Below are 2311 nucleotides of genomic sequence, written 5' to 3'. Positions count from 1 at the left end.
GCGGCAATCGCCGGTCATCGTGGATCAGAGCGCCGACCTCAAGCGCGCTGCCGAACTGGTGATGTGGGGCAAACTGGTCAACGCCGGCCAATCCTGCATCGCGCCGGACACCCTGTTCGTCCACCGGCGCGTGAAGGACGAATTGATCGCCTTATGTACCCAACTCTTGCGCCAGCGCTTCGGGACCGACCCGCACGCCATCGCAAGCAACCCCGACCTGGCCCGCCTGATCAGCTCGCGCCACGCCGCCCGGATCGCAGCGCTGATCGATGAGGCGCGTCTGGCCGGAGCCACCGTCCACGCCGGCGGCCAGTACGATGTCGATGCTCGGTATGTGGCGCCGACCCTCATCGGCGATCTGCCCCCACAGGCAAGCCTGCTGCAGGAGGAAATCTTCGGCCCGGTGCTGCCGGTGGTGGTCTTCGATGAGATCGATGCACTCATTGCGCAACTCAACACGCACCCCAAACCGCTGGCGCTTTACCTGTGGAGTCGACAGGCAGAGACGATTGCGCGCGTGCGCAGCCAGTGCAGCTCGGGCAGCATCGTCATCAACCATTGTATGCAGCAGTACACGCATACCGGCCTGCCCTTCGGCGGGGTGAATCATTCAGGCCTGGGCAGCGCCCATGGCTTGCATGGCTTCAAGGCCTTCTCCCATGAGCGGGCACAATTGCGCGGCGGGCGCTGGCTTCCGGTCACCCTTTTCTTCCCGCCCTACACTGCGGCCAAGCTCAAGCTGGCGCAATGGTTGGTGGCACTGGTGGGACGCTAGACCAGTGCGATGAATGTTGCGCCGTTGTTGCGCCGTCAGGATGCCGCCGCCAACGCCGCACCCTGCCCGCCCTTGATGCGCAACACCAGCAACGCCCCGATCAGACAGGCCACCCCCATCATGATGGAGGACAAGGTGTAATTGCCCAACGAAGCGCGCAGGTAGCCGGCCACCGTGGTGGCGGTCGCGGCGCCCAGCTGGTGCCCGGCCACGATCCAGCCGAACACGATGGGCGCGGCCAGGCGACCGAAGACGTCATTGGCCAGACGCACCGTGGGGGGCACCGTGGCGATCCAGTCCAAGCCATAGAAGATGGCGAAGATGGTCAGTCCGTAATACTGCAGGCCGAAGGCATAGGGCAGGAAGATCAGCGCCAGCCCGCGCAAGCCGTAATACCAGAACAACAGCACGCGCGGATTGTAGCGATCCGACAACCAGCCCGAGAGCGTGGTGCCCACCAGATCCAGCATCCCCATGGCAGCCAGGATGGAGGCACTGCTGACTTCATTGATGCCGTAGTCATTGCACATGGCGATGAACTGGGTACCGATGTAGCCATTGGTGGAGAGCCCGCACACGAAGAAACTCATGAACAGCAGCCAGAAGTCCGGCATCCGCACCGAGGTGCGCAGCGCACCCAGGGCAATGGACAAGGGATTGCGGCGTGACTGGTCAGGGCCATCATCCTTGATCTCGCTGGTCTGTCCGACCATCTTCTGGCCGATGGCCGCCGGGCTTTCCGGTAGCAGCAGCCACACCAGTGGAATGGCCAGCACCGCCACTACCGACACCAGCAATGCCACCGAACGCCAGCCATAGCTCCCCACCATGGCCGCCATCAGCGGCAGGAACACCATCTGCCCAGTGGCCGCGCTGGCCGTGAGCAAGCCCATGGCCAGGCCGCGCCGGGTCTCGAACCAGCGGCTCACGATGGTGGCCCCCAGCGTATTGGCCGCCACACCGGTACCGGCGCCCACCAGCAAACCCCAGGACAGCAGCATGTGCCAGGGCATATGCATCAAGGTCGACAGCGCCGTGCCACTGGCCAGCAGCACCAAGGCCCCCAGCACCACGCGACGGATACCGAAGCGTTGCATGGCTGCCGCCGAGAAGGGACCGATCAGGCCATACAGGGCGATGTTGACCGAGATCACCACCGAGATGGTGGAGCGGTTCCAGCCGAACTCCTGTTCCAGCGGCAGGATCATCACCGAGGGTGTGGCGCGGATACCGGCCGAGCACAACAGCACCAGGAAGATCACGCCCACCACCACCCACGCATAGTGGAACCGGGGGGTGACGGCATTGGCCAGAGATTGGGTCAGTTTGTTCATTGCGATCCTGGGTGGAGACAGACGCGAGGTTGATGGGCGGGCGGGACGGACATGGTGGGTGAATTTATATTCATTGGATGCTCAAACCAGGCAAGCCACGGCCTCAGTCATCCTGCAGCCGGGCATAGGCATCTTCGATGAGGTCATTGAATTCTCGCGCGAGCTGGGACCGAGCCGGCGGTCGATCTCATCCTGGCGCGCG

Annotated in this window: 2 protein-coding genes; one reads left to right on the top strand and one right to left on the bottom strand. The window is 63.8% G+C overall.

The window, feature by feature from the left end; translation table 11 throughout:
- Window positions 1–775 (top strand): aldehyde dehydrogenase family protein (locus I5W_RS02945; protein ID WP_044528117.1); only part of this gene is annotated, 775 nt, incomplete at its 5' end.
- A 35-nt stretch (window positions 776–810) separates the two neighbouring features.
- Here the strand turns inward: I5W_RS02945 and I5W_RS02940 are convergent.
- Window positions 811–2109 (bottom strand): MFS transporter, encoded by a 1299-nt coding sequence (locus tag I5W_RS02940; protein ID WP_044528116.1) that lies wholly within the window; start codon window positions 2107–2109, stop codon window positions 811–813.
- Window positions 2110–2311: the final 202 nt, after the last annotated feature.

This window comes from Herbaspirillum sp. B65 (assembly GCF_000333555.1).
Lineage (GTDB): Bacteria > Pseudomonadota > Gammaproteobacteria > Burkholderiales > Burkholderiaceae_D > Herbaspirillum > Herbaspirillum rubrisubalbicans.
The sequence above is the reverse complement of the archived record's forward strand: the minus strand, read 5'-3'. Positions and strand labels throughout refer to the sequence as shown.

What these genes read in the sequence shown, in the direction of transcription:
- I5W_RS02940 (WP_044528116.1), bottom strand. Translation starts at nt 2,109, where the DNA reads ATGAACAAACTGACCCAATCTCTGGCCAATGCCGTCACCCCCCGGTTC.